The 18,816-nt window shown below is 72.5% G+C and carries 16 protein-coding genes, 1 other RNA gene and 1 pseudogene; 4 read left to right on the top strand and 14 right to left on the bottom strand.

The genetic code is table 11. From position 1 onward, the window contains the following. Positions 1–74 precede the first annotated feature (74 nt). Positions 75–2,528, top strand: coding sequence for an MMPL family transporter (locus ACWEV0_RS03540; RefSeq protein ID WP_453146089.1), 2,454 nt, complete (start codon positions 75–77; stop codon positions 2,526–2,528). Positions 2,529–2,570: 42 nt separating this feature from the next. On the opposite strand, the gene ACWEV0_RS03535 is transcribed toward ACWEV0_RS03540, so the two are convergent. The 4 genes from ACWEV0_RS03535 to ACWEV0_RS03520 all read right to left on the bottom strand — a co-directional run bounded on the left by ACWEV0_RS03535 (position 2,571) and on the right by ACWEV0_RS03520 (position 7,087). Next, positions 2,571–3,107, bottom strand: a complete 537-nt coding sequence (locus ACWEV0_RS03535) for a GNAT family N-acetyltransferase (RefSeq protein WP_453146087.1) — start codon at positions 3,105–3,107, stop codon at positions 2,571–2,573. A gap of 39 nt (positions 3,108–3,146) precedes the next feature. Beyond that, positions 3,147–4,520, bottom strand: coding sequence for a uroporphyrinogen-III synthase (locus ACWEV0_RS03530; RefSeq protein WP_453146085.1), 1,374 nt, complete (start codon positions 4,518–4,520; stop codon positions 3,147–3,149). Positions 4,521–4,651: 131 nt separating this feature from the next. Beyond that, entirely contained in the window at positions 4,652–6,007 is a 1,356-nt protein-coding gene (locus ACWEV0_RS03525; RefSeq protein WP_453146083.1) for a nitrate/nitrite transporter, read from the bottom strand. Between the two features lie 96 nt (positions 6,008–6,103). Then, entirely contained in the window at positions 6,104–7,087 is a 984-nt protein-coding gene (locus ACWEV0_RS03520) for a LysR family transcriptional regulator (protein WP_453146081.1), read from the bottom strand. Positions 7,088–7,170: 83 nt separating this feature from the next. Here ACWEV0_RS03520 and ACWEV0_RS03515 point away from each other — a divergent pair, with 83 nt between their 5' ends. Together ACWEV0_RS03515 and ACWEV0_RS03510 are read left to right on the top strand one after the other, a co-directional pair. After that, positions 7,171–8,514, top strand: a complete 1,344-nt coding sequence (locus tag ACWEV0_RS03515) for an MFS transporter (protein WP_453146080.1) — start codon at positions 7,171–7,173, stop codon at positions 8,512–8,514. A gap of 30 nt (positions 8,515–8,544) precedes the next feature. Continuing rightward, positions 8,545–8,712 (top strand): annotated as a pseudogene (locus ACWEV0_RS03510) (Txe/YoeB family addiction module toxin); the annotation flags it as partial. A 61-nt stretch (positions 8,713–8,773) separates the two neighbouring features. Here the strand turns inward: ACWEV0_RS03510 and ACWEV0_RS03505 are convergent. From ACWEV0_RS03505 to ftsE, 7 genes are all read right to left on the bottom strand, one after another. Further along, positions 8,774–9,859: a hypothetical protein gene (locus ACWEV0_RS03505; protein ID WP_453146078.1), complete on the bottom strand. Its 1,086-nt coding sequence runs from the start codon at positions 9,857–9,859 to the stop codon at positions 8,774–8,776. 207 nt (positions 9,860–10,066) lie between these two features. Next, positions 10,067–10,447 (bottom strand): glycine cleavage system protein GcvH, encoded by a 381-nt coding sequence (gcvH, locus tag ACWEV0_RS03500; RefSeq protein ID WP_453146076.1) that lies wholly within the window; start codon positions 10,445–10,447, stop codon positions 10,067–10,069. A gap of 239 nt (positions 10,448–10,686) precedes the next feature. Beyond that, positions 10,687–11,055, bottom strand: a transfer-messenger RNA (tmRNA) gene (ssrA, locus tag ACWEV0_RS03495). 125 nt (positions 11,056–11,180) lie between these two features. Continuing rightward, entirely contained in the window at positions 11,181–11,729 is a 549-nt protein-coding gene (gene smpB, locus ACWEV0_RS03490) for an SsrA-binding protein SmpB (protein ID WP_453146074.1), read from the bottom strand. A gap of 18 nt (positions 11,730–11,747) precedes the next feature. After that, positions 11,748–12,935: a S41 family peptidase gene (locus ACWEV0_RS03485; protein ID WP_453146073.1), complete on the bottom strand. Its 1,188-nt coding sequence runs from the start codon at positions 12,933–12,935 to the stop codon at positions 11,748–11,750. 79 nt (positions 12,936–13,014) lie between these two features. Then, positions 13,015–13,935 (bottom strand): permease-like cell division protein FtsX, encoded by a 921-nt coding sequence (gene ftsX, locus ACWEV0_RS03480; protein ID WP_453146071.1) that lies wholly within the window; start codon positions 13,933–13,935, stop codon positions 13,015–13,017. Positions 13,936–13,954: 19 nt separating this feature from the next. Further along, entirely contained in the window at positions 13,955–14,644 is a 690-nt protein-coding gene (gene ftsE, locus ACWEV0_RS03475) for a cell division ATP-binding protein FtsE (RefSeq protein WP_403800706.1), read from the bottom strand. Positions 14,645–14,879: 235 nt separating this feature from the next. On the opposite strand from ftsE, the gene ACWEV0_RS03470 reads away from it, so the two are divergent. Next, entirely contained in the window at positions 14,880–15,065 is a 186-nt protein-coding gene (locus ACWEV0_RS03470; RefSeq protein WP_453146069.1) for a hypothetical protein, read from the top strand. Positions 15,066–15,152: 87 nt separating this feature from the next. Here ACWEV0_RS03470 and ACWEV0_RS03465 read toward each other — a convergent pair whose 3' ends face one another. The 3 genes from ACWEV0_RS03465 to ACWEV0_RS03455 form a co-directional block, all read right to left on the bottom strand. Continuing rightward, the gene (locus tag ACWEV0_RS03465) at positions 15,153–15,869 is read right to left on the bottom strand and encodes an LPXTG cell wall anchor domain-containing protein (RefSeq protein WP_453146067.1); all 717 of its coding nucleotides are present in this window, start codon (positions 15,867–15,869) and stop codon (positions 15,153–15,155) included. Between the two features lie 407 nt (positions 15,870–16,276). Then, positions 16,277–17,389: a peptide chain release factor 2 gene (gene prfB / locus ACWEV0_RS03460; protein ID WP_453146066.1), complete on the bottom strand. Its 1,113-nt coding sequence runs from the start codon at positions 17,387–17,389 to the stop codon at positions 16,277–16,279. Between the two features lie 43 nt (positions 17,390–17,432). Next, positions 17,433–18,683: a serine/threonine-protein kinase gene (locus ACWEV0_RS03455; protein WP_453146065.1), complete on the bottom strand. Its 1,251-nt coding sequence runs from the start codon at positions 18,681–18,683 to the stop codon at positions 17,433–17,435. Positions 18,684–18,816 lie beyond the last annotated feature (133 nt).

The raw sequence follows: 18,816 nt of genomic DNA, 5'->3' as shown, positions 1-18,816 counted from the left end.
GGGAGGGGCGGCCGGGGCCGTGGTCCCAGGCGGTTTCTCGTTCCGGGCGCCGAGGTGCGGGCCGGTCGCCGCTGATGTCCTGGACGGACACCGGGAACCGCCCGGTGCGCGGCGCCGCCCGGACCGGTGGCGCCGCGCCCGCCTTCTCGCAGGCGTCTCCCTCGCACTCGCACTCGCACTCGCACTCGTACCGGAGGACTTCCGTGATCCGCGCCCTGACCGGATTCTCGACCCGCAGACCCTGGCGGGTGATCGCCTCGTGGGCGGTGATCGGCATCTTCGTGGCCGTCATGGGCCAGGTGCTCGTCTTCCGTGTGACGCAGACCGACAGCGCCGGTTTCCTGCCCGCGGAATACGACGCGGCCGCGGCGCTGCGGGTCGCCGAAGAGGAGTTCGGCGCGAAGCCGGACGCCGCCGCGGTGACCGTGCTGGTGGCCCGGCGCGACGGCGGGCCGCTGGCCGGCGCGGACCGGCACCGGGTGGCCGAGGTCGCGCGCGAACTGAGCGCCCGGCGCGTGGAGATGCCGCGGTACGACGAGCAGATACCGGGGCTGTCCAAGGACTACTCCCAGGTCCCGCGGGTGGCGCCGGCCATGACCGCGCCGGACGGCTCGTTCGCGCTGCTGGACGCGCGGCTGCGGGGCAATGTGACCGACCCGGGGATGCACGCGCTGTACCGGGCCTTCCACGACCGCGTCGAGGAGGAGTTCGGCGAGGCCGGGCTGCGCACCGGGTTCACCGGCGGCGTGGCGGACGTGGTGGACCGCGCGGACGCGGAGAGAAGCACGCAGACGGTGGTGGGGCTGGTGATGGTCGGGCTGATCGTGCTGATCAACGTGCTGGTGTTCCGCAGTGTCCTGGCGGCGTTCGTCCCGCTGTTCGCGGTGTCCGTGGTGGGCGGCGCGGCGGCCGGCACGGTCGTGGCGGCCGCCCTGCTGACCGGCTTCGACCTCGACCCGGGCACTCCGAGCCTGATCGGGACGGTGCTGGTCGGCATCGGCATCGACTACTTCCTGTTCCTGCTGTTCCGCTTCCGCGAGGAGCTGCGGCGGCACCCGGAGGCGGACCACCGGGTGGTGGCCGCGCAGGTGGCCGGCCGGGTGGGCACCGCGGTGACGTCGGCCGCGCTGACGATCGTGGCCGCGTTCGCCACGCTGGGCACGGCGACGTTCGGCCAGTTCCGCGTGCTCGGACCGTCGGTGGCGGTCTCGGTGCTGGTGATGCTGGTCGCGAGCCTGACTCTGATGCCGGCTCTGCTCGCGGTGGCGGGGCGGCGGATGTTCTGGCCGTCGCGAAGCCTGACGAGGGCCGAGCGGCCCGGATGGGCCGCCCGTACCGGGGAGCTGGTGGCCCGCCGCCCGCTGCTGGTGCTCGGGGCCTCGGTCGTCCTCCTGGGCGTGCTCGCGGCCGGTGCGACGGGCGTCCGCATGGACTTCGGCACCGGCGGTGGCCCGAACCGGACGGCGGCCGCGGCGACGGCGCAGGAGATCGCCCGCGCGCTGCCGCGAGGCGTGTCCGACCCGACGACGGTGTACGTCACCGCCGCGGACGGCCGCGCACTCGACACGGCCGCGCTGGGCGGCCTGCCGAGGGCGCTGGCCGGAGTGGCGGGCGTGGGCAAGGTGGCCTCCCCCGTGTTCAACGCCGACCGGAGCGCCGCACGCCTGGACGCCTATCTGACGGCGGACGCGCAGAGCCGGGACGCTCGCGACCTGGTGGCGGGCCCGGTGCGCGAAGCCGTACGGAAGGCGACGCCCGCCGGCCTGACCGCTCATGTGGGTGGCACGGCGGCCGTGTTCGCCGACGTGGCCGCGGCGGTCGACGAGGACCTGCGGAGGATCTTCCCGGTGGCGGCGGCACTGATCGCGCTGATCCTGCTGGTGCTGCTCCGGAGCGTGCCGGCCCCCGTCGTGCTCATGCTCGCGGTCGGGCTGTGCTTCGCGGCGACGCTCGGCGCCTCGACCCTGGTCTTCCAGCACCTGGGCGGCCGGCCCGGGGTGGACTTCGTCCTGCCGCTGGTGCTGTTCCTGTTCGTGGTGGCCCTCGGCACCGACTACAACATCCTCATCAGCGACCGGCTGCGCGAGGAGATGGACCGGCCGGGTACGGCTCGCGCCGCCGTGGCCCGCGCGGTACGGCACACGGCGCCGGCGATCGCCTCGGCGGGCGTGGTCCTCGCCGCCTCCTTCGGCAGCCTCACCGTGAACGCGGAGCCCTCCACCCGCCAGATCGGCTTCGCCACGACGCTGGGCATCCTGCTTTCGGCCTTCGTCGTGTCCCTTCTGCTGGTGCCGTCGGCCGCGGCGCTGTTGGGGCGCGGGATGTGGTGGCCGGTGCGGCGCGGGCACGGTGCCGGGCAGAGAGCGGACGGGGCGAACGGGGCGGCCGCCGAGCGGGAGTGGCCCGGGACCGGGGCCGCGGCGGGAACAGGGGCGGGGCACCGGGGCGGGCACGGCGGATCAGGGCCGGGTCTCGTGCCGGAAGCACCCGCGGGCGAAGCCCTGGGGAAGTCGCGCGCCCGGCCGTGAACCGCCGGACAGGGCCCCGGGCCGTGAACCGCCGGACAGGCCCTACGCGCGCGGCGGCGGGTCGTCGTGCAGGATCCGCTGGAAGAGGTGGGAGTCGCGCCAGGCGCCGTCGAGGTGCAGGTAGCGGGGCGCGGTGCCGATCTTCTCGAAGCCGCACTTGGCGAGGACCCGCTGGGACGCGTGGTTGTCGAGGAGGGTGGACGCCTCGATCCGGTGCAGGCCGAGCTCCTCGCGGGCGGCCCGGCAGACCTCCTCGGTCAGCGCGGTGGCCAGGCCCCGGCCCCCGTACTCCGGGTCCACCCAGTAGCCGAGCGAGGCGCTGCGGAACGGGCCGAGGACGATCCCGGAGAGGATCGCCGCGCCCACGATCCGCTCGCCACCGGGGAGTTCGTCCACCGCGAACCAGCGACGGGCGCCGTCGCCGAGCCGGGCGGCCTGGCCCTCCGGGGTGTAGTACGTCTCGGGGCGGTACGGCTCCCAGGGCCGCATGTACGCGCGGTTGCGCGCCACGGCCGCGGCGAGGGCGACGGCTTCGGCGGGGGCCTCGGGGGCAGCGGGTCTGATCCGTACGGTGCTCATCCGCGTACCGTAGACGCCCGCGCGCGCCGAAGCGACGCCCTAACGGGCCTCCTCCGCCCCGTACTTGGTGTCGGCCGCCGGGTCGAGCGCCAGCCGGTAGCCCCGCTTGACCACGGTCTGGATGAGCTTCGGCGTGCCGAGTGCGGTACGGAGCCGGGCCATCGCGGTCTCCACGGCGTGCTCGTCGCGGCCCGCGCCCGGCAGGGCGCGCAGCAGCTCGGCGCGGCCGACGACCCAGCCGGGGCGGCGGGCGAGCAGCCCGAGCAGGGCCATCCCGGCGGGCGGCACCGGGCGCAGCGCGCCGTCGACGAGGACGGCGTGGCCGCGGATCTCGACGCGGTGGCCGGCGACCGGCAACACCCGGGCGCGGGCGGGCAGTTCGCGGCAGAGCAGCTGGACGAGCGGGCCGAGCCGGAAGCGCTCGGGCTGGTGGGTGTCGATGGCGAGGGCCTGCAGCGGCAGCGCGGTCACCGGGCCCACGCACACCGCGAGCACGTCGTGCCGCAGCGCCGTCACCAGCTCGTCGAGCAGCCCGCGGGCGCGGGCCCGGTCGATGAGCGAGGCGGCGGCCGGCGCGCTGGTGAAGGTCACCGCGTCGAGGGCGCGGGCCACGGTGGCGTCGAGGAGCCGGTCGAGCGGGCCGATGTCCTCGGGCGGCATCCAGCGGTAGACGGGTACGGGCACGACCTCCGCGCCGCCCTCGGTGAGCGCCTCGACGAAGCCGGGCAGCGGCTCGCCGTGCAGCTGGAGCGCGATGCGCCGCCCGTCGACGCCCTCGCCGAGCAGCCGGTCGAGGACCTCGGCCATCGACTCGGAGGACGGCGACCAGGTCTCGGTGAGCCCGGCCGCCCGCACCGCGCCCTTGACCTTGGGTCCGCGGGCGAGGAGTTCGACCCCGCGCAGCCGGTCGAGGAGCGCCTCGCCGAAGCCCCAGCCGTCGGCCGCCTCGACCCAGCCGCGGAAGCCGATCGCCGTGGTGGCGACGACGACGTCCGGGGCGTGGTCGATGAGGTCCTTGGTGGCGGCGAGGAGCTCGGTGTCGTCGGCGAGCGGCACGATCCGCAGGGCGGGGCCGTGGACGACGGCCGCGCCGCGGCGGCGCAGCAGCGCGATGAGCTCGTCGGCGCGCCGGGCGGCGGTGACGCCGACGGTGAAGCCCGCGAGCGGACCCTGCTCGCCCGCGCCAGGGGCCCCCGCCACCGGCTCGCCCGCGGCTTGCTCGCCCGCGTGCTGACCGCCGGCGCCCTGTCCGCCGGCGACCTGCTCACTCGCGCCCTGTCCGCCGACGGCGTGCTCGCCCGCGAGCTCCCCGCCCGCGTGCTGCCGGCTCGCGCCCTGTCCGCCGGCGACCTGCTGCTCGCCCACGCCCCGCTCGCCCGCGCCCTGCTGCTCGCCCAAGCCCTGATCGTCCATGCCGTGCTCATCCCTGCCTGGCTCGTCCATGCCTGCCCGCCGACACTGCCGGGCCGGGATGTCGGTCCGGGTTCACCTGTATTTCCTGGTCGTTACGGCCGCGCCCGACCACTGTGACGCATCCCTCGGGCTCACACCTCCGCGGTGTCGCGCGACGGCAGGACGTCCGCCACCGTGTCGGGCACGGGCGCCACGGTCGACGGCCGGCGAAGGTATACCGCCCAAGTGACGGTCATGCACGCCGCGTAGAAGACGAGGAAGGCGACGAAGGCACCGGTGCCCGAGCCGACCGAGCTGAACGACTCCCGGAAGGCCAGGTTGATGCCGAGGCCGCCGAGCGCGCCGACCGCGCCGATGAGCCCCATGGCCGCGCCGGACAGCCGGCGGCCGTGCGCCTCGGCCGCCTCGCCGCTGAGCCCCTTCTCGTACCCCTGCGCGAGGAAGATGGCCGGGATCATCTTGTACGTGGAGCCGTTGCCGAGGCCGCTGAGCGCGAACAGCGCGACGAAGCCGACCAGGAACACGGCGAGCGACCCGGCGACGGAGGCGTAGAGCACGACCGCGGCGGCGACGGCCATCGCGGCGAAGGTGGCCAGGGTGATCCGGGCGCCGCCGTGCCGGTCGGCGAGCGCGCCGCCGACGGGCCGGACGAGCGAGCCGAGCAGCGGGCCGATGAAGGTGAGCGAGGCCGCCTGGAGCGGGGTGCGGCCGAACTGGGTCTGGAGCACGAGCCCGAAGGCGAAGCTGTAGCCGATGAACGAGCCGAAGGTCCCGATGTAGAGGAACGCCATGATCCAGGTGTGCCGCGCCTTCACCGCCTCCCTGGCGGCGCCGCTGTCGTTCTTCACGGGCGCCAGGTTGTCCATGAACAGCGCGGCGCACACGGCGGCGACGACGACCAGCGGCATGTAGACGCCGAGCACGATCCGCGGGTGCAGGGCCCCGGCGGTGCCGATGACGAGCAGGCCGACGAGCTGGACGACGGGCACGCCGATGTTGCCGCCGCCCGCGTTGAGCCCGAGCGCCCAGCCCTTCTTCCGCAGCGGGAAGAAGGCGTTGATGTTGGTCATGGAGGACGCGAAGTTGCCGCCGCCGACCCCGGTGAGCGCGGCCACCAGCAGGAACGTGCCGTACGAGGTGCCCGGCTCCATCACCGCGTACGCGAGGCCGGTCGGCAGCAGCAGCAACAGCGCGCTGAACACGGTCCAGTTGCGGCCGCCGAAGCGGGCGACGGCGAAGGTGTACGGGACGCGGATGACGGCCCCGACGAGCGTCGCGGTGGCGATCAGGAAGAACTTGCCGGCCGGGTCGATCCCGTACTGCGGCCCCATGAAGAGGACCATGACCGACCACAGGCTCCAGACGGAGAAGCCGATGTGCTCGGAGAGCACCGAGAACCACAGGTTCCGGCGCGCGATCCGTTCCCCCCGCTCCCGCCAGAAGGTCTCGTCCTCCGGCTCCCAGCGTTCGATCCACCGGCCGCCCATCTCGCACCTCCGCTGTCGGTTCCCTGTGCGACCGACGCTAGGAAGGCCGCGTTTCCGGGGGCGGCGCCGTGAGGTGACGGGGACGGAACCTTGCTCTCACCCGGAGCGCGGGTCCGCTGTGAGCGCCCCCAGCGCTTCCCCCTCGGGCAACCACGAGCCGGGCGGGCGCGCGTGCCACCCCTCCCGGGCGCCGATCTCGGCGGCGGCGCGGCGCAGGGCGTCGAGGGCGGGGTGGCGCAGGCCCTTGCGCCAGACGAGGCTCACCGGCGACAGCGGCACGGGGTCGACCAGGGGCCGCAGGACGCTGCCGGGCATCGGCGGGAAGTCGACGACGGCGAGGACCGGGGTCGGGGCCTTGGCCATGACCCGCCGGAACTCCTCCCTGCCGACGACGAGCGGCGCGGGCGGCGCGACCCGGATGCCGCGGCCCTCGAAGAGCCGGGCGGCGAGGTCGGTCCACTCGGGGGTGCGGTCGTTGCCGGCGCCCGCGTAGACCTGCCGGCCGGCGAGCGCGTCGAGCGGGACCTCGGCGAGGCCGGCGAGCGGGTCGCCCTCGGGCAGCAGGACGGCCATCGGCTCGTACCGGACGAACTGCGCCTCGACCCGGGCCCGCAGCTCGGGCGCGAGCCCGCCGTACCGCCCGAAGGAGGCGTCCAGCCGGCCGGCGAGCATCTCCCGTACGGCGCCGGTCAGCCCGCTCTCGTAGCGGGCCATCAGCTCAAGATCCGGAACGAGTTCGCGGGCGCGCCCGAGCACCCGCTCGTGGGCGAGGCCCGCGCTGTTGAGGTCGACGAGCAGCGCGCGGACCTCGCCGCGGAAGGCGTCGGCGAGTTCGTCGTGGGCGGCGAGTACCTTGTGCGCGTACGGCAGGAGCCGTTCGCCGTCCGCCGTGAGCGCGACCTGCCGGGTGCTGCGAACGAACAGCTCGGCGCCCAGGTCGCGTTCGAGCCGCCGGATGTCCCGGCTGAGCGCCTGCTGGGCGACGAAGAGCCGGGCGGCGGCCCGGGTGAAGTGGAGTTCCGCGGCGACGGCGACGAAGGCGCGCAGCAGCCGGGGGTCGAGGTCGTTGACGGGGCTCACCGCCGCAGTTAACAACAGAAGTGCGTGAACGGCGACCGATTAGGTGTTGGACCGCCAGGGTCATGCCAAAAGACCCTTGATCCATGCCGCAATCCGCTCCCCCGCAGACCGTCCCGCCCCAGGCCGTCCCGACGCGTTCCGCTGCCACGTCGACCGACCTGATGCTCACCCCCGCCGGCCCCGCCCTCACCCCTCGCTACCGCGAGACCCCCGCCCGGCCCCGCCGCACCCGCAGGACCCCCGCCAACCCCTACCTGCGCCTCTTCTCGCTCCCCGGCGCCCGCGCCTTCACCCTCGGCAACCTGATCGCCCGGCTGCCCATGGGCATGTTCAGCGTCAGCGCCGTCGTCATGATCGCCGGCGCGTACGGCTCGTACGCCCTCGCGGGCGCCGTCAGCGCCACCGGCATGGCCGCCGGCGCGCTCACCGCGCCCTGGATCGCCCGGCTCGTCGACCGCCACGGCCAGGCCCGGATCGCCGTGCCCGCCACCGTCTACGCGGCCCTCGGCCGGCTCGTCCTGCTCCTCTGCGCCCACGCCCAGGCCCCCGCCTGGACCCTCTTCCTCACCACCGCGCTCACCGCCACCGCCCCCAACACCGGCGGCATGTCCCGGGCCCGCTGGGCCCACCTGCTCAAGGACGCCCCGGACGCCAAGGCCGCGCTGCACACCGCCAACGCCTTCGAACAGGCCGCCGACGAGCTGTGCTTCATGCTCGGCCCGGTCCTGGCCGCGTTCCTCTGCTCCTCGCTCTTCCCGGAGGCCGGCACGCTCGTCGCCGCCGTCCTCTTCCTCACCGGAGTGCTGCTCTTCGCCGCGCAGCGCACCACCGAACCGCCCGTCGCCCCGCGCACCGCCGCCGCGTCCGGCTCGCCGCTCCGGGTGCCCGGCATGCCGGCGCTGCTCGCGGTGTTCCTCGCCACCGGCGCGGTCTTCGGCTCGATGGAGGTCGTCACCCTCGCGTACGTGGACGGCCCGGCCGCCGGCCCGGTCCTCGCCCTCCAGGCGGCGGGCTCCTGCGCCGCCGGCCTGCTCTACGGCCGTGTCCGCCGCGCCCCCGGACTCGCCGCCTGCCTCGCCGCCATGGCGACCCTGATGACACTCCCGCTCCTCGCCGCCGCCTCCACCGGCCTGCTGCCCGTCCTCGCGGGCGCCCTCCTCCTGGCCGGCATGGCGACCGCCCCGACCATGGTCACGGGCATGACCCTGGTCCAGCGACTCACCCCGCAGTCCCAGCTCAACGAGGGCATGACGCTCGCCGTGACCGCCCTCCTCGGCGGCATCGCGACCGGCTCGGCCACCGGCGGCTGGCTCGCGGAGCACGCCCCGACCACGACGTACGGCTACCTGGTCCCGCCCCTGGCGGCGGCGCTGGCCCTGGCGGTGTGCGCGGCGACGGCGTGCGGCCGACCGCCCCGCGGTCGGTGACGCGCGCTCGACTGGTACCGGAGGCGAGGAGTGAGGAGCGTCCACTTCGATCCCGCCGCCTGGGAGGACTTCCTCTTCCGGCTCTCCTCCGACCGCAGAACGGCTCGCCGTGTCACGCGCCTCATCGGGGAGATCCAGCACACCCCGTTCGCCGGAATCGGAAAGCCCGAACCCCTCAAGGGCGATCTGTCCGGCTACTGATCCAGGCACCGACCGGGCCGGCCGTGCGGATCAGCACCGACCGGGCCGGCCGTGCGGATCAGCTCTGCCGGAGCGGGCCCATCGGCGGCTGCACGCCGAAAGCGGTGGCTCCTCCCCCGACCCCGCCCTCGCAGCCGTCCGGCTCCTGGGTTCCGAGCCCCCGGGTCGAGGGCTTCTCGGCCGCCCAGAACATGTAGCCGAGCAGCCCGGCCGTCGTCCCGGCCCCGTTCGGCGCCGCGCCGCGGACCCAGTCGCCCGTCGCCTTCTGCAGCGAGTTCGCGTAGTCGGTGCACTCGGGCAGCGGGCTGCGGCCGTACGCGATGTAGAGCCCGGCCGTGAGCTTGGCCGGGGCGAGCGGGGCGACCGGCGGCGAGAACTGGGGCTTGCCGTCGAGGTGTTCCTGCCAGTTGGCTATGTGCGAGCTCGCCGAGGTGGGCCGGGCGGGCACCATGGCGTTGGCGTAGTCGAGCACCGGGCGGTCGGTGCGCAGCCAGTCGGCGGTGGCCTTGCGGTTGAGGTCGATGAGCCAGCGGTCGCCGGCGGCGGTGTCGATGGTGAGCCGGGCGGCCGGGTCGGTGCCGCCGGCGTCGTACGGGTGCACGGAGCGGTAGGCGTCGATGAAGGCTTGGAGCCCGGTCAGGTTCGGCGCGGTGTTCTGCTCGTAGTCGATCTCGATGCCGACGCCGAGGTCGGCGGCGACGGCCGCCGCGTTCCGCCCGAGCTGCGCGGGATCCTCGGCGAGCGCGGCGTCCCAGGCGTCGGTGTAGGTGATGCCGCCGACGGAGAGCATCACGCGGATGCCGTGCGAGGTGAAGTACTGGACGATCTCGCGGCTCATGCCGACGGGCACGCCGTTCACGGTGCCGGCGTCGTTGGTGCGGTGCAGCAGCTTGAGCGGGTCGACGAAGCTGAGCACGACCAGGTTGACGGAGGGACGCCCGTCGCCGCGGTCGATCAGCCAGTGGTTCTTCGCGTCGAACTCGGCGACGTCACGGACGGTGGACCAGGTGCAGAAGTCGTCGCCGCAGTGCCAGGCGCCGTAGACCTGGACGGGGGCGGTGGCCGTGGCCGAGGCGGGCGACGCGGCGGGGACGAGGAGGGTGAGGAGCACGGGCAGGACCGCGAGGAGTCCCTTGTGGCGCATACGTACCTCCGGGGATGCCGTGGCGTGGGGGGCGGCGACCGCAGGTTGGCAGGTCCAGACCAAGTCGGCAAGAGGGTGCGCATGACGAAGACCCGGGACCCGACGTGACGAGTCCCGGTCGACCAGGGGCCCCTCCTCTGCGGATTCCCGCACCGGTCGCGCGTCCCTCCTGTGCGGCGCCACTGCCGGCGCCGCACAGGAGGAGGGTCAGCCGACCAGCTCTGCGTAGGCAGCGGCGTCAAGCAGGCCGTCAGTAGAGGCGCCGTCCGCCGGCCTGATCTTGAACAGCCAGACGTCATACGCGTCGCTGTTCACGTCCTCGGGACTTTCGATGGCGTCGACGTTGATCTCGACGACCTCGCCGGCCACCGGGCCGTAGAGCTCGGAGGCGACCTTGACCGACTCCACCGCACCGATGGGGTCACCGACCTTGACCTGCTTGCCCACGGGTGGCAGATCGAAGAACACGATGTCCCCGAGCTCCTTCTGCGCATGGTCGGTGATGCCGATCGTCAGCGTTCCGTCCGCCTCGGTGCGCACCCACTCGTGCTCGTCGGTGTACTTCAGTTCAGCAGGGACATACGACATGCAGGACCCCTCGATGACGTTGCGCTATCACTTGATCACACAGTGCCATACCGGAGGGGCTCCCGCGACGCCTTCCGGGGACAGCCCGGAAGATCACAGCCAGCCGCCGACCCAGCCGCCCGGCGAGGACGAGGGCGTCCCCTCGGGTGCGGGGGTGCGCCCGCGGTGGCCGTGACATGAGAAAAACCCCCTGTCCTGGCGAAGATCTCGCAGGTCAGAGGGTTTTGCCCACATGGGATGAGTGGAGATGGCGGGAATCGAACCCGCGTCCAACGGTGCGGAATCAGGGCTTCTCCGTGTGCAGTCTGGTACGAGTTTCTCGGCCCTCCGGATCACCCAGACAAGTCCGGAACGGGCTCAGTCACTGTTTGGTTTCCCTCTTCACCCCGTGACCGGGATCAAGGTTTAGTTCCCTAGCTGATGCCAGGATCCGGGTCGGGAACAGCCCCGGGCTGACACTTCGCAAGTCGCTACTTAGGCAGCGAGGGCGAAGGAATCGCGCTTGGTGTTGGCGATTATTGGTTTCGGCGCGTGGTTTACGAGATCATTGCCGCTTCCTCGACACGCTTCCCCTGCTTCGACATCCGCTGTCGAAACCGATCATCCCCATGTTGATTTTTCAAAGGTTGCACCCTCTGTGAGGTGCAGGGCCCATGGTACGTGACCGACAGGCGCCGTTGCCAGCGCATTAACCCTGTCGACTCGGCCCTGGCGGCTTGAGCCCGGCCGGACCTCAGCCCTGCCGGGCCTGCTGGGCCCGCTGCCGGCGCCGCGCAGCCGCGATGGCACGGCTCGCCTCGCGGGTGTCCTGCTTCTCCTTCAGCGTCTGCCGCTTGTCGTACTCCTTCTTGCCCTTGGCCAGAGCGATCTCGCACTTCACCCGGCTGCCCAGGAAGTACAGCGACAGGGGCACGATCGTGTGACCCGTCTCGGACGCCTTCTGCTCCAGCTTGTCGATCTCGGCGCGGTGCAGCAGCAGCTTCCGCTTCCGCTTCGCCGAGTGGTTGGTCCAGCTGCCCTGGGAGTACTCGGGCACGTGGATGTTGTGCAGCCAGGCCTCTCCGCCGTCGATCTGGACGAAGCCGTCGACCAGCGACGCCCGACCCATCCGCAGCGACTTCACCTCGGTGCCCATGAGCACCACACCGCACTCGTACGTGTCCAGGATGTGGTAGTCGTGCCGCGCCTTCTTGTTCTGCGCGATGAGCTTGCGCTCCGGCCCCTTGTCCTGGGTCTTCTTCTTCGCAGGCTTGCCCTGCACGTTGACGAGTCCCTTTGCCATAGTGCGGTCATTTTCGCACTACGAGGCCCCTCCGAGGCCACTCAATACCGTGCGGGCCCGTTCTTCCGCCTGCCCGTCGACCGCGACGTCCGGCGTGATGCCGTGACCGTCGACGGCGTGCCCGGCGGGCGTGCGGTAGTGCCCGACGGTCAGCTCGGCGACGGAGCCGTCGGGCAGCGTGCTCGGCATCTGCACCGAGCCCTTGCCGAAGGTCCGCGAGCCGACCGTGACGGCCCGGCCCCGGTCCTGGAGGGCGCCGGTGAGCAGCTCGGCCGCGCTCATGGTGCCGCCGTCGATCAGCGCGACCAGGGGGCGGGCGGTGTCGCCGCCGCCGTCCGCGTACACGGCGTGCTGGGTGCCGTCGACGTCGTACGTGGCGACGAGGCCGCCGTCGAAGAAGGCGGAGGCGGCGGTGGCGGCCTCGGCGACCAGGCCGCCTGAGTTGCCGCGCAGGTCGAGCAGGACGCCGGCCCGGGCGGGCGCGGTGCGCACGGCCTGCCGGACCCGCTCGCCGGTGCCCTTGGTGAAGGCGGCGACCCGGATCAGCACGGTGCCGTCGGCGAGCCGGCGGACGGTGACGGGGTCGGTGACGAGCCGGGCCCGGCGCAGCGTCTGGGTCCAGCGGGCGCGGCCGCGCTCGACGCCGAGGGCCACGGTGGAGCCCGTGACGCCCTCGCCGCGCAGCAGCGAGACGATCTCGGAGACGCTCAGCCCGCCCACCGGCCGCCCGTCGATCGCGGTCAGCCGGTCCCCGACCCGCAGCCCGGCCCGCTCGGCGGGCCCGCCGCCCCGTATCCGGCTGATCTCGACCCGGCCGTCGGCGCCCCGCCGCGCGGACAGCCCGACCCCGGTGTAGGCGCCGTCCAGGGTCTGCTCGAACTCGGCGTACTCCCGCTTGTCGTACACCGCGCCCCACCGGTCGCCGCTGCGGCTGACGAACTCCTCCGCCGCCTTCTTCCCGGACTTCCCGTCGGCGACGGCCTGCGCGGCGGCCTGTGCGAGGGCGTCCCGGTCGACGGTGCCGGCGGCGGTGACCGTACGGGGCGAGGGCGCGGCCCGGGGGGTCTGCCGGGGGTCCTGCTGCCGGGGCAGCGCGCCGGTGGCCGCGGCCGTACCGATCACTCCGGCGAAGACCAACGTCAAGGCGGCCCCACGGAGAACTCCGCGGGGCCGTCGACAGAACTCGGGGCCGGCACCGGCACGCATGGCGCCCACTGTAGGACAAGCAGATGGCGTCGTACGGCGGTTGGCCGTACGACGCCATCAGGTCACCCGGAGGGAACTGTCACACCTTGAGGTACTTGCGCAGCGCCACGAACGCGGCGAGCGCCGGCATCAGCAGGCCGATCGCGAGGACGAGCGGGAGCTTGGAGAGGACCGCGTCCCAGCCGATGAAGTTGACCAGCTGCATCTTGTCGGCGAGGGCGATGCCGTGGTCGATGAGGAAGTAGCGGCCGACGAGCAGCAGCACGCAGGCGACGCCGCCGCCGAGGAGGCCGGCGAAGGCGGCCTCCATGATGAACGGCATCTGGATGTAGAAGTTGGTCGCGCCGACCAGGCGCATGATGCCGGTCTCGCGGCGCCGGCTGAAGGCGGAGACGCGCACGGTGTTGACGATCAGCATCAGCGCGATGATCAGCATGAGGCCCATGACGCAGAGGGCGGCGATGTTCATGCCGTTCATCAGGTCGAAGAGGTTCTGCAGGATGTTGCGCTGGTCCTGGACCGACTCGACGCCGTCGCGGCCGGCGAAGGCGGTGGCGACCACCTTGTACTTCTCGGGGTCCTTCAGCTTGACCCGGAAGGACTCCTGCATCTGGTCCGGGGTGACGACGGAGGCGATGGCCGTGTCGCCGTACTGCTCCTTGTAGTGCTTGTACGCCTCGTCGGCGGACTCGTGGTGGACCGTCTCCACGATCTCCGTCATCTTCTTGAGGTCGGCCTCGATCTGGTCCTTCTGCTGCGCGGTGACCGCGCCCTTGGCGCACTTGGCGCTGGAGGCGGCGTCGCTCTTGTTGCAGAGGAAGATGGAGACGTTGACCTTGTCGTACCAGTAGTCCTTCATCGTGCTGACCTGCTCGCGCATGAGCAGGGCGCCGCCGAAGAGGGCCAGGGACAGGGCGACGGAGACGATGACGGCGAAGGTCATCGTGAGGTTGCGGCGGAGACCGACGCCGATCTCCGAGAGCACGAACTGGGCGCGCATGTGACTCTTCCCCCGCCCGTCAGTGCTGGTAGCCGTAGACGCCGCGGGCCTGGTCGCGGACGAGCCGGCCGCCCTCGAGCTCGATGACGCGCTTGCGCATCTGGTCGACGATGTTCTGGTCGTGGGTCGCCATGACGACGGTGGTCCCTGTCCTGTTGATGCGGTCGAGCAGCTTCATGATGCCGACGGAGGTCTGCGGGTCGAGGTTGCCGGTGGGCTCGTCCGCGATCAGCAGCATCGGGCGGTTCACGAAGGCCCGGGCGATCGCGACGCGCTGCTGCTCACCACCGGACAGCTCGCCCGGCATGCGCTCCTCCTTGCCGCCGAGGCCGACCAGGTCGAGCACCTGCGGTACGGCCTTGCGGATCTCGCCGCGCGGCTTGCCGATGACCTCCTGGGCGAAGGCCACGTTCTCGGCGACGGTCTTGTTGGGGAGGAGGCGGAAGTCCTGGAAGACGGTGCCCAGCTGGCGGCGCATGTGCGGCACCTTCCAGTTGGAGAGCCGGGCGAGGTCCTTGCCCAGCACGTGCACCTGGCCCTGGCTGGCGCGCTCCTCGCGCAGGATCAGCCGCAGGAAGGTCGACTTTCCGGAGCCGGACGAACCGACGAGGAAGACGAACTCCCCCTTCTCGATCTCCAGGGAGACATCCCGGAGCGCGGGGCGGTTCTGCTTCGGATAGGACTTGGAGACGTTGTCGAATCGGATCACGGATGCACCACGGTCGGCCGGGAGTAGGTGTGCGTGACACTACGCGAACGGGGAAGGCCCGTGCAGTCGCGGTCCGGGCTTGTGCGCTTTATCCTTTTCGTCCTTCCCGGTCCTCCCGCCCGGATTCCGCGGGGCGCGCCGAAACGCGCCGGAGCTGGCACAGTGGTAGGGGAACGCCGGGGTCGCTCCGAGCGTTCTTCTTGTAAGCACCCCCTGTGCGGGAGGAGGAGAGCGCATGACCTATGACCGTCTGGTGTGCGCCAACTGCGCGGCGCCCGTCGCCGAGGGCCGCTGCCCCGTCTGCCGCGCGAACCGCGAGCGTCTGCCCCAGCCGACGGGCCTGACGCCGGCGATGCTGCTGACCCTGGTGATCGCCCTGCTGGCGGCGATGGCGCTGCTGGTGGTGGCGCGGGGCGTGTAGGAGCCCCCTGGACGTACGAGAGGGCCGGGAGCGCTTGGACAGCGCTCCCGGCCCTCTCACGTACAGCTATGTACTGGCTGACTCGCCTCAGACGGCGGTGCGCCCACCGGTCACGAGACGCGGCAGGAACCGGAAGCCGATACCACCGGCGATCATGGTGGCCGCCCCGATGATCAGGAACGAGGTCTCGGCAGCACCGGTCTCGGCCAGCTCCTCCTTGGCCTTGCCCTGCTCGACGGGCTGCGAGCCGGCGTTGTTGGTGCCGTTCTGGTTGCCGCCGTTGTCGACGCACTCGGCGCCGTCAAGGTCGACGGTGCAGGTGCCGGGACCGGCGCCGTTGTCGTTGCCACCGTCACCGTTGTCGTCGTCGCCACCCGGCTTGCCGGGCTTCGACGGCTTGCCCGGGTGCGTCGGCTCGCCGGTCGGCGGCGTCGTCGGCTCGCTGGTCGGCGGAGTGGTGGGCTCCGTCGTCGGCGGCGTCGTCGGCTCGGTCGTCGGCGGGGTCGTCGGCTCCGTGGTCGGCGGAGTGGTGGGCTCCGTCGTCGGCGGCGTCGTCGGCTCGGTCGTCGGCGGAGTGGTGGGCTCCGTCGTCGGCGGCGTCGTCGGCTCCGTGGTCGGCGGCGTCGTCGGGCAGAGCGTCGGGTCGATCTCGCAGTCGCCCGGCCCCCCGTCGCCGACCTCGGCGCCGAGGTTGATGCTGACCCCGACGGCCTGCGCGGCGCCGGCCGCCGTCAGGGACGCGCCGGCGGCGATCACAGCGCCGGCCGCAATGCGCGCAACGCGGATCCGCGTCTTCTTCGTCATCTGGCTGCTACCCCCAGTAGCTCATATCGTCTGTAGAGCAGCGGCCCGGGGCCGGGGACTGAGGGCGATCGCCGTTGTTCACTGGACCTGCCCCCGTCCACACACGCCCCAGGAACACGCATGCCGCGTGCCACCCTTCCGAGTTTCAAAGAGCACGTCAAGGTCGTTGCGCGTGCGATGCCCGAAAGATCCACTTCTGCCCGCCATGCGGGGATGCAACTGTGACGTAAACCCGGAACTCCCGCCCCCGCCACACCGGTTCCCATGTCGACAAAGCGTCAGGATCGCCACTCCATCGCTTGCGCCCGCGAATCCGGCGACCAGCGCGCGCAGGGCGCTCAAAGCGCCGGGCCCCGCTCACCAGGCGGGGCAGGGCCGGCGTACGCCTTGAGAAAGAGGGCTGCGGACTACGCCGTCTGCTCCTGCTGCTTCCGCCAGCGGATGCCCGCCTCCAGGAAGCCGTCGATCTCGCCGTCCAGGACGGACTGCGGGTTGCCGACCTCGAACTCCGTGCGGAGGTCCTTGACCATCTGGTACGGGTGGAGGACGTACGAACGCATCTGGTTGCCCCAGGAGCTGCCGCCGTCGCCCTTGAGCGCGTCCATCTTGGCGCGCTCCTCCTGGCGCTGGCGCTCCAGGAGCTTGGCCTGGAGGACGTTCATGGCGCTCGCCTTGTTCTGGATCTGGGAGCGCTCGTTCTGGCAGGAGACCACGATGCCGGTCGGGATGTGCGTGATGCGCACCGCCGAGTCGGTGGTGTTGACGCCCTGGCCGCCGGGGCCGGAGGCGCGGTAGACGTCGACGCGGAGGTCCGAGTCGTCGATCTCGACGTGGTCGGACGACTCGACGACCGGGAGGATCTCGACGCCGGCGAAGGAGGTCTGGCGGCGGCCCTGGTTGTCGAAGGGCGAGATGCGGACCAGGCGGTGGGTGCCCTGCTCGACGGAGAGGGTGCCGTAGGCGTACGGGGCCTTGACGACGAAGGTGGTCGACTTGATGCCGGCCTCTTCCGCGTACGAGGTCTCGTAGATCTCCGTGGAGTAGCCGTGGCGCTCGGCCCAGCGCAGGTACATGCGCTGCAGGCGCTCCGCGAAGTCGGAGGCGTCGACGCCGCCGGCCTCGGCGCGGATGTTGACGAGGGCCTCGCGCTCGTCGTACTCGCCGGACAGGAGGGTGCGGACCTCCATCTCGTCGAGCGCCTTGCGGACGGCCACGAGCTCGGTCTCGGCCTCGGCCCGGGTGTCCGGGTCGTCCATCTCCTCGGCCAGCTCGAACAGCACCGCGAGGTCGTCGATGCGGCCGCGCAGCGCCTCGGCCTTGCGGACCTCGGCCTGCAGGTGCGAAAGCTTGCTCGTGATCTTCTGCGCCGCCTCCGGGTCGTCCCAGAGGGACGGGGCCGCGGCCTGCTCTTCGAGCACGGCGATGTCTGCCCTCAACTTGTCGAGGTCCAGGACGGCCTCGATCGACCCCATGGTCGAGGAGAGGGACTTCAGCTCTTCGGATACATCGACGACTGCCACGCGTCCAGCGTAACGGCTTCCCGCGATTACCAGGTCCCCGCACTCACGGCTGGGTGGTGGACTGCTTGGTGTCCTGCGCCGGCGGGGCGTCCTCGCCGCCCGCCGCCGCCAGATAGCCGCCCGCTCCCAGGGCGCCCGCGAGGACGACCGCGGCGACGGTCAGCGTGATCCGGCGCTTGCGGACCGCGTCCGCCTTGTGCCGGGCCGAGCCGGGCCGCCGGGCGCTCGCCGAGCGCGGGGCGCGGGCGGTGCCGAGGGGGCCGCCGGAGAGCTCGTCGGGGCCGGGGACCCGCATGGAGGTGTGGGTGTCGCGGTTGGAGTCGGTGGAGGCGCCCGGGACGAGGGGCACGGCGGCGCGGCGCGGGGCGTTCTCGCCGCCGCTGCTGCCGTTCGTCGGGTACGGGTCCTCCTCGTACGCGGGTTCCGCGGCCGGGTCCGCGTCCGGCTCGTCCACGTCGAGCGGCGGGATGCCCTTGAGCGTGGGCAGCACGTCCCGCAGCCGGGTGGCGAGTTCCGAGGCGCGCAGCCGGGAGGCCGGGGCCTTGGCCAGGCACTGGACGATCAACTGCCACAGTTCCTCGGGGATGCCGGGCAGCGGCACGACGGTCTCGGTGACGTGGCGGCGCAGTACGGCGCCGGGGTGGCCGCCGCCGAACGGGGTGAAGCCCGCGAGCAGCTCGTACAGGACGGTCGCGAGGGCGTAGATGTCGACGGCGGCGCGCGGCGGCAGGCCCTCGACGATCTCGGGGGCGAGGTAGTCGGGGGTGCCGATGATCCGGGTGGCCCTGGTGCGGCCGGGGGTGTCGATCAGCTTGGCGACGCCGAAGTCGGTGAGGAGGGCGGGGTGGGCGCCGCCGGGGCCGAGCGGGCCCTCCATGTCGAGCAGGATGTTCTCGGGCTTGACGTCCCGGTGCACGACTCCGGCCTTGTGCGCGGCGGCGAGGCCGTCGGCGACGTCGGCGATGATCGCGACGGCCGCCTCGGGGGCGAGCCGGCGCTCGCGGTCGAGGCGGGTGCGCAGGTCGGTGCCGCGGACCAGGTCCATGACGAGCGCGAGGTCGTTGCCGTCCACGACGAGGTCGCGGACGGAGACGACGTGCGGGTGGTCGAGCCCGAGCAGGGCGGTGCGCTCCTGCACGAAGCGGCCGACGAGCTCCTGGTCGGCGGCGAGGTCCTCGCGCAGCAGCTTGATGGCGACGGGGCCCTCGGGGCCCTCGCCGAGCCACACCGTGCCGGCGCTGCCGCGCCCGAGAATCTGGTGGGCCGTGTAGCGGCTGCCGATATTCCGTGCCAAGACTGCTCCCTCAGCGGCTGCGGTTCGCGTCAAAAGTTACGCGTCCGAACGTGCCCACCGGCACTTCCGAGGGGAAATCACCCCTCGGAAGTCGACAAAGCGACAGGATTACCGGTCCGAACGCGGTCCTTGT

This window comes from Streptomyces sp. NPDC003943, assembly GCF_053605265.1.
The sequence above is the reverse complement of the archived record's forward strand: the minus strand, read 5'-3'. Positions and strand labels throughout refer to the sequence as shown.